The organism is Mycolicibacterium agri, assembly GCF_002553505.1.
GTDB classification, from domain to species: domain Bacteria; phylum Actinomycetota; class Actinomycetes; order Mycobacteriales; family Mycobacteriaceae; genus Mycobacterium; species Mycobacterium agri.
Window position 1 is genome coordinate 1 of record NZ_PDCP01000151.1, and the last position, 7,308, is coordinate 7,308.

Sequence of the window (7,308 nt, forward strand, 5' to 3'; positions counted from 1 at the left end):
GAGCTCGATATCTACTTCTGCGATCCGCACTCGCCATGGCAACGCGGCAGTAACGAGAACACCAACGGGCTGCTGCGCCAATACTTTGCTAAAGGCACCGACCTATCAGTGTTCCCGGCCGACTACCTCGACTACGTTGCCGCCCAACTCAACACCCGACCCCGCAAAACCCTCGGCTGGAAGAAACCCGCTGAAGTCCTCGACGAGCTACTCTCAAACCCGCCAAAACCACCCGCTGTTGCATCCACTGCCTGAAATCGCCCAGGTAGAGGTGAACATTAGCGTTCCCCTACCTACGGTGTGGGCCCAGCTCGCGGGAGAAGGCCGCGGGAGAAGGGCAAGCGTTGTGCTTAATGGCGACGGCGGCGAGTGGGGTTCGGGCAGGATGACGGCATGGCTCCCCGGACGGTGTACACGTTCTGCCGGTACTGCCTGGCCTCCTGCGGTATCGAGGTGACTGTCGACGACAACCGCGTCAAGAAAATCTCGCCCGAGAAGCAGAATCCGCACACCTGGCGCGACTTCTGCGCCAAGGGCCGCACCGCCAACCAGCTCGTCGAGCATCCGCGCCGCATCCTCAACCCGATGCGCCGCGTGGGCGACGCCTATGTCGAAGCGACTTGGGACGAGGCGATCACCGACATCGCAGCGCGGATGAACGCGCTCATCGACGCCGACGGACCCGACGCGATCGGCATCTACTACGGCAATCCGTCGGGCTTCTCGTCGAACATCATCTTCATGAACGGTTGGCTGGACGCCATCGGCACGCACAACCGCTATTTCGTCGGTTCGGTCGACCAGAACGCGATGCACGTCGTCGCCGAGGCGATGTACGGGTCGATGCTGATGGCGCCGGTCTCCGACATCGACAACTGCGACTACTTCCTGCTCGTCGGCACCAATCCCGCTGTCAGCGCGTGGAACTGGCTGGAGACGGTGCCCAACGGGTGGCGCCGCGCGCTCGACCGGCAGAGGCAGGGCGCGACGATCGTGGTGGTCGACCCGGTGCGGACGGAGTCGGCCGAGCACGCCGATGCGCATCTGGCGGTGCGCCCGGGCCAGGACTGGGCGCTGCTACTGGCCATGATGAAGGTGATCCTCGACGAGGGCCTCGAGCATCGGCACGACTGCGCCGAACTCGCCACCGGCGTGGACGACCTGCGCAGGCTCGTCGCCGCCGCCGACCTCGACGACCTGGCGTCGCGGTGTGATGTGCCGCGGGCCGACATCGAGTCGGTGGCACGGGATTTCGCCGCCGCCCGCGCCGCGATGGTCGTCACCCGCACCGGTGTGTCGCTGCATCTTGCGGGCACCGTCGCCGAGTGGTTGGGTCATGTGCTCAACGTGATCACCGGCCGCATGGACCGCCCCGGTGGACGGCGCTACGAGCCTGGCTACGTCGACGCGCTGCGCCTTGCGGCGATGACGAAAGCCAACTCGCACAAGAGCCGGGTGTGGGGCCGCGACATGGTGGCAGGCGCGCACGCACTGAGCGAATTGCCCGACGAGATAACGACTCCCGGCCCCGGCCAGATCCGCGCGATGGTGATCAACTGCGGCAATCCGGTGGTGTCCGGGCCGGACGGCGCCAAGCTGGACCGCGCCCTCGCACAGCTGGATCTGTTGGTGGCCATCGATTTCGTGCAGCGGGAAAGCCACCGCCACGCGCACTGGCTGCTGCCGGCCGTGCACTGGCTGGAACGCGACGACCTGCTGGCCTTCACCAGCAACATGCACGACGAGCCCTATGTGCAATTCGGGGCGAAGGCCGTCGACCCGCCGCCGGGGGCGCAACAGGAGTGGCGCATCTTCGTCGACCTCGCGCTGGCGATGGACAAACCGCTGTTCGGTGCGAAGGGCGTCAACGGGTTCGTCAAGGCCACCCGTCGGATCGCCCGACTTACCGGGCGGCCGCGGCTGGAGTTCGGCCCGCACTGGATCAACCGGCTGCTTATAGCGACCAGCCGAAAGGTGAACGGCCGCAGGCTCAAATGGCGCGACATCATGGCACACCCACACGGTCTTGTGCTCGGCCCGCGCGAGTTCGGCCATTTCAAGGAGGCGTTACGGACCGACGACAAAAAGGTGCACGCCGCGCCGCCGGAATTCGTCGAACAGGCCCGGCAGTTGCTCGCCGAGCCGCATCCCGTCGCGCCCAGCGACTACCCGTTCCAGCTGGCCAATCGCCGCAACCGGCATTCGATGAACTCCTGGCTCAACGAGCTGCCCGGCCTGCATCCCTCGGGCAAGAAAAACGAGGTCGTGATCAACCCCGCCGACGCCGCGACGCTGGGGCTCGGCGACGGCGACCGGGTGCGGGTGTTCTCCGCGGTCGGCGAAATCGAACTGCCGGCCGTCATCAGCGAACAGCCTCGCCGCGGCGTGGTGATCGTCGACCACGGCTGGGGCTCAAGAGTTTTCGACCCGCATGGCAACAAGTCGCCGGAGTCGTTCGGCGCCAATCGCAACCTGCTCGTGGACGGCGGACCCATCGACCCGCTGTCGCAGACAGCGGCGTTGAGTTCGGCCTACGTCGGCGTCGAGCGCGTCGGTTAGAGGTCAGAGCTGAGGACCTTCCGACCTGAGGTCCTCGACATTGCGCATGGCATCGCGCAGCTTGGTCAGCCACTCCTCGGTGTGTTCGCCGACCAGCCGAACACACCACGCCAACGCATCCGACCGTGACCGTGCCACACCGGCGTCGACGAGCGTGTCGAGGACTTGGCGTTCGGGCTGGCGCAGCCGCGTCATCACCGGAACCGCGATGTGGGTGAACAGGATCCGCTCAGGCGCGTCGCGAGGGCCCACCTCCACACCCCAGGAAACCTTGCGGCCGTAGCGTTCCTGCGCCTCGTCGGCGATGCGCATGCGCTCGGGCCGAGTCTCTTCGCGGAATCGCGACACCCGACCGGATGCGCGGGCCTCGCTCTCCTCGCCCTCCGGCTCGGGAAGCCGGCCGATGACGGTGATCTCCTCGCGGTCGACCACCACAGTGGGGTCGCCGTCGAACCAGTCGGGCAGGCGCCCTGCGAACCATTCAGCGGCGTCGCCGGCGTCGGGTTGTTGGGCCTGCTGCCAGCCGCCTGAGCGGCCCGACCGTCGGCCATATCCATGGTGCCTCATGATTACATGATTACACCGTTACATTACCGATGGAACAGCGTTCACCCCCAGCGAAACGGATCCGTTCGCACAGTTCCGCGGAGCCGTAACGGTTTCTCGAAAGCGCAGCTAATCGCGCTTCAGCAGCACGGCGGCACCACCGCCGAGCACCATCACAACCAGCAGCAGCGCCGCCCACCCCGCGCCGAACAGCCACCACACGGCGGCCAACGCGATGATCGCCGGCGACACCGCAAACAGCACCATGCCGGGATGCTGCCTGAGGACCGCGAGGGCGCCCTGCGCTCGCACCCGGTCGATTTCCTTAGCCATGCCATAAGCATGCCAGCGCCGCACCGGCCACGGCATAGTGACGAAAAACCGCCAAGCGCGAAGGAGCGATCGTGACTGGACCCGGAGGCGGCAGCTGGCAGCCGGACCCCGAAGGGCGCTACGACTACCGGTGGTGGGACGGGCAGCGGTGGACTGATCAGGTGTCCCACGGCGGGCAGGTGAGCCGAGCGCCGATGGGTGCACCCGGGCCCGGCGGCGGAGCACCGCAGGCGGGACCCCAACACGGCGGACCACCCCGGGCGCAGCAGCCCCACCACGCCACGTCACCTCAGGCGCAGGCCCAGGCTCAGGGCGACGGGTTCGCAGGCATCACAGGCGATCTCGTCGACGGGCGGTTCAGCGAGAAAGAGGCCAAGGCGATCGGCAACCAGAACTCGAAGATGTTGCGAGTGCGGCTCGGCGAACCGTTCCTGGCACGGCAGGGGTCGATGGTCGCCTACCAGGGCAACGTCGACTTCGCCTTCGAGGGCGGCGGCGCGTCGCGGTTCATCAAGAAGGCGTTGACCGGTGAGGGATTGCCGTTGATGCGATGCCAGGGCCAGGGCGATGTGTTTCTCGCCGACCGGGCCTGCGACGTGCATCTGCTGAACCTCAACAACGCCGGGCTGTCCATCAGCGGCAAGAATGTGCTGGCGTTCTCGTCGAGCCTGGACTGGAACATCGAACGGGTCAGGGGCGGCAGCATCGCCGCGGGCGGGCTGTTCAACACGACGCTGCGCGGCACCGGATGGGTGGCGTTGACCACTGACGGTCCGCCGGTCGTGCTCGACGCGGCCGAGGCGCCGACATTCGCCGACACCAACGCGGTGGTGGCGTGGTCGGCGAACCTGCAGACGCAGCTGAAGACCAGCTTCAAGGCGGGCGCGCTGATCGGCCGCGGTTCGGGTGAGGCGATCCAGGTGTCGTTCTACGGGCAGGGTTTCGTCATCGTCCAGCCGTCGGAGGGCGTGCAGATCACCACCGCGTCCTAGTCACAGCTCCAGCTGGACGGTCACCGGCCCGTCGTTGACGAGCGCCACCTCCATGTGCGCGCCGAAGACACCGGTCTCGACGTGGGCGCCCAACCGGCGCAGCGCATCGGCGAACGCCGTCACCAAGGGCTCGGCGACAGCGCCGGGCGCCGCGGCGTTCCATGTCGGCCGTCTGCCCTTGGCTGTGTTGGCGTAGAGGGTGAACTGGCTGACGACGAGGATCGGCGCACCGATGTCAGCCGCAGACTTCTCGTCATCGAGAATGCGTAACTGCCAGAGCTTTTCGGCCAGCCGCGTGGCCTTGGCCTCGTCGTCGTCGTGGGTGACGCCCACCAGCGCGAGCAATCCTTGCGATTCCGGCTCGATGGCGCCGACGATTGTCGAGATGCAGCGAAGATTGACAGGACACGCCTGCCTACTTTGACAAGGCTCGGGCGTGACGCGGAGGCTTGTTAATGTTCGTTGCAAAGATGCTGGTCAGACAAGCTTCAGACTCACTGCTCTTCGTCAACTGACGTTTGGCTCCCGTCTCTTAACGAGAGAATCTCGGAACTCACGCACGTGGGACTTTCACTCCGTGCGGCCCCACTGTTTTTGCGTTCCAACGGCAACGCTCTCCGTCGAAGCGATTCATCGCAACTCGGAACATTCAGGCGGAGATGCAGCGGTTGTCGTCTCGCGGCCTGTACCGGTCCTATCCGCGCGTCTAGCTCTGTGGCTGCCGTGACCATGTGCCGTGGACACAGTCGATACGGGAATCGGCACGCCTCCAGGTACTGCTGCAGCGGCATCACCTCCACCTACCGCCAGGCTCGGATCAGGTCGGCGACCTAAAACCGTGCGTTTCCGCCCAACCCTCCAGCAGCATGAGATTAGAGATCAAGACGACAGCTGGCATTAGCCGGCCCTGTCCGAAAGCTTAGTTTTCCTGCGCCCCAATTGCTTTGACCGCTTCGCGGTCCACCCTGGCGTCGTACACGTTCGCCTGACGCCATCCCATGGTTATTGATGATCGCGTTACTACCCGACAAATCTCCCCGCTGAGATATGTCGCCAACACCGAATCAGATCTGCCGAAAACTACGCAACCTCCAGGACCTGACCGCCGTCAGAGTCGTCCGTAGCGGGCACTCACGAATCGGCGACGAACGTAACGTTCGGCGCGTCGGAGTCACTTGGTGGCTTGAGCCCTTCGTAAGCTCGGGTAGCGACTGGCCAATGACCGAGGGGATGCGTCCGTGAGCGCCGACGGCGAGGAACTTCGTCCGGAGATACTCATCGGACTGGTTGGTGCCCTCGGCACAGAGATGAATCGTGTTGAGGACGCTCTCGAGAACGCTCTTACCTCAGTCGGGTACTCCTCGAGAAGCGTGCGTGTAAGCGAGTTGATTTCTTCGGCGTACGAGGAGCTCGGGTTACCCAATCTTCCTCAGGCAGCAACAGATCTCGACCACCTCATGGATATTGGTGATCGGTTACGGGAAGCTCAAGATGACGGATCGGCAGCTGCTGCGATCGCAGTGTCGGCCATCGCCGGCGAGCGATACGAAGAGCTGGGAGCAGAGTCTGTAGAGGGCGGTCTGGAACGAGACTCGGTCGCGACCATCATTAGGCAGCTAAAGCATCCTGATGAGGTTGACCTTCTCAGGTCGGTTTATGGTTCAAGGTTCGTGCTTCTGGGTGCTTGGAGTCCGCGCGAGCAACGACAGGTCGTGATCACTCAGCGTCTACGACAGTCGACCTCTATACAGGACGAATCCTGGTACGACCAGAACGCCATCCGTCTCATGAGTCGCGACGAGAGTGATGGCTCTCGCAAACTGGGGCAACGTGTACGAGATACCTTCGAACTCGCGGATGCGTACGTCGCCATCCGGTCTGGCTACTCAATAACGAGCGATGTTCATAGGTTAGTTCGGTTGCTTTTTGGCGCACCATTCGAAACTCCGACGCGCGACGAACAAGCGATGTTCCAGGCCTTCGGCTCCCGGCTTCGTTCCTCTGCTGGCGGCAGGCAAGTTGGCGCGGTCGCAGTTGACCTCGATGGAGAGCTCCTGGTCAGCGGTACAAACGACGTGCCCAAGGCAGGTGGAGGGCAATACTGGTCCGGCGATGAACCGGACCACCGAGATTTCCAGTCCGGTGTTGATTTCAACGACCAGGAGAAGTTTCAAGTCGCGCTTGATCTCTTCGATCGACTCAAGCATGCAGGCTGGCTTGGAGACCAATCCTCGGGCTCCGAACCGAAGGCTCTGGCCGCACAGTCCCTCCTGCCGGGCGGGCCTTTAAGCAAGAGTCGTTTAGCAGATCTGCTCGAATTCGGACGGATTTTGCATGCTGAGATGGCTTTGATCTGCACGGCTGCGCGACGAGGGACACCGCTTCGCGGGGCTACCTTGTACTCGACGACATATCCTTGCCATGCTTGTGCTCGGTTGATCATCGGAAGCGGAATCGAACAGGTTGTGTACATCGACCCGTACCCCAAGTCCCTGGTTCCGCGGATGTACCAAACCGAAGTGGCAGAGGTCGAAGACCTAGAGGATAAGGTGGCGTTCACCGCATTCGCCGGAGTGGCACCACGCTTATTTCCCCGAGTGTTTGCCATGGCCGGACGCAAGCGTGACCCGGTGACCGGCGAGTATCTGAATCGCCCTGGAAATGCTGGAGGCTCCTGACCTTGGAAACGAGGATGCAGGTATGCCGAAGGAACAGTCGCCTGGGAAGCCCACGACGCGCCGTTACAGCTCGGAGGAGAAGGCTGCTGCGGTGCGGATGGTCCGCACGCTGCGCAAAGAGCTGGGCACCGAGCAGGGCACGGTAGCGCGGGTGGCCCGTCAGCTCGGCTACGGCGTGGAGTCGGTGCGCTCCTGGGTAC

At 64.1% G+C, this 7,308-nt stretch carries 8 protein-coding genes; 5 read left to right on the forward strand and 3 right to left on the reverse strand.

From position 1 onward, the window contains the following. Window positions 1–255, forward strand: a 255-nt coding sequence (locus tag CQY20_RS32685; RefSeq protein WP_109789712.1) for an IS30 family transposase, incomplete at its 5' end; no start/stop codon positions are given. A 138-nt stretch (window positions 256–393) separates the two neighbouring features. After that, a complete protein-coding gene (locus tag CQY20_RS32690) occupies window positions 394–2,559 on the forward strand; it encodes a molybdopterin-containing oxidoreductase family protein (protein WP_097945316.1) in 2,166 nt (721 codons plus the stop codon). A gap of 3 nt (window positions 2,560–2,562) precedes the next feature. Here the strand turns inward: CQY20_RS32690 and CQY20_RS32695 are convergent, their stop codons facing one another. Together CQY20_RS32695 and CQY20_RS32700 are read right to left on the reverse strand one after the other, a co-directional pair. Next, window positions 2,563–3,126: an ATP-binding transcription factor AbmR gene (locus tag CQY20_RS32695; protein WP_234816525.1), complete on the reverse strand. Its 564-nt coding sequence runs from the start codon at window positions 3,124–3,126 to the stop codon at window positions 2,563–2,565. Window positions 3,127–3,234: 108 nt separating this feature from the next. Next, window positions 3,235–3,438, reverse strand: coding sequence for a hypothetical protein (locus CQY20_RS32700; protein WP_097945324.1), 204 nt, complete (start codon window positions 3,436–3,438; stop codon window positions 3,235–3,237). A 71-nt stretch (window positions 3,439–3,509) separates the two neighbouring features. Here CQY20_RS32700 and CQY20_RS32705 point away from each other — a divergent pair, with 71 nt between their 5' ends. Continuing rightward, the gene (locus CQY20_RS32705) at window positions 3,510–4,430 is read left to right on the forward strand and encodes an AIM24 family protein (protein ID WP_097945320.1); all 921 of its coding nucleotides are present in this window, start codon (window positions 3,510–3,512) and stop codon (window positions 4,428–4,430) included. Here CQY20_RS32705 and dtd read toward each other — a convergent pair whose 3' ends face one another. Beyond that, window positions 4,431–4,817 carry a D-aminoacyl-tRNA deacylase gene (gene dtd / locus CQY20_RS32710; protein ID WP_097945326.1) on the reverse strand — a complete coding sequence of 129 codons (387 nt, stop codon included), beginning with the start codon at window positions 4,815–4,817 and terminating at the stop codon, window positions 4,431–4,433. A gap of 851 nt (window positions 4,818–5,668) precedes the next feature. On the opposite strand from dtd, the gene CQY20_RS32715 reads away from it, so the two are divergent. Continuing rightward, entirely contained in the window at window positions 5,669–7,108 is a 1,440-nt protein-coding gene (locus CQY20_RS32715) for an anti-phage dCTP deaminase (protein WP_097945322.1), read from the forward strand. Window positions 7,109–7,130: 22 nt separating this feature from the next. After that, a partial coding sequence (locus tag CQY20_RS32720) for a transposase (RefSeq protein WP_474630429.1) occupies window positions 7,131–7,308 on the forward strand: 178 nt, incomplete at its 3' end.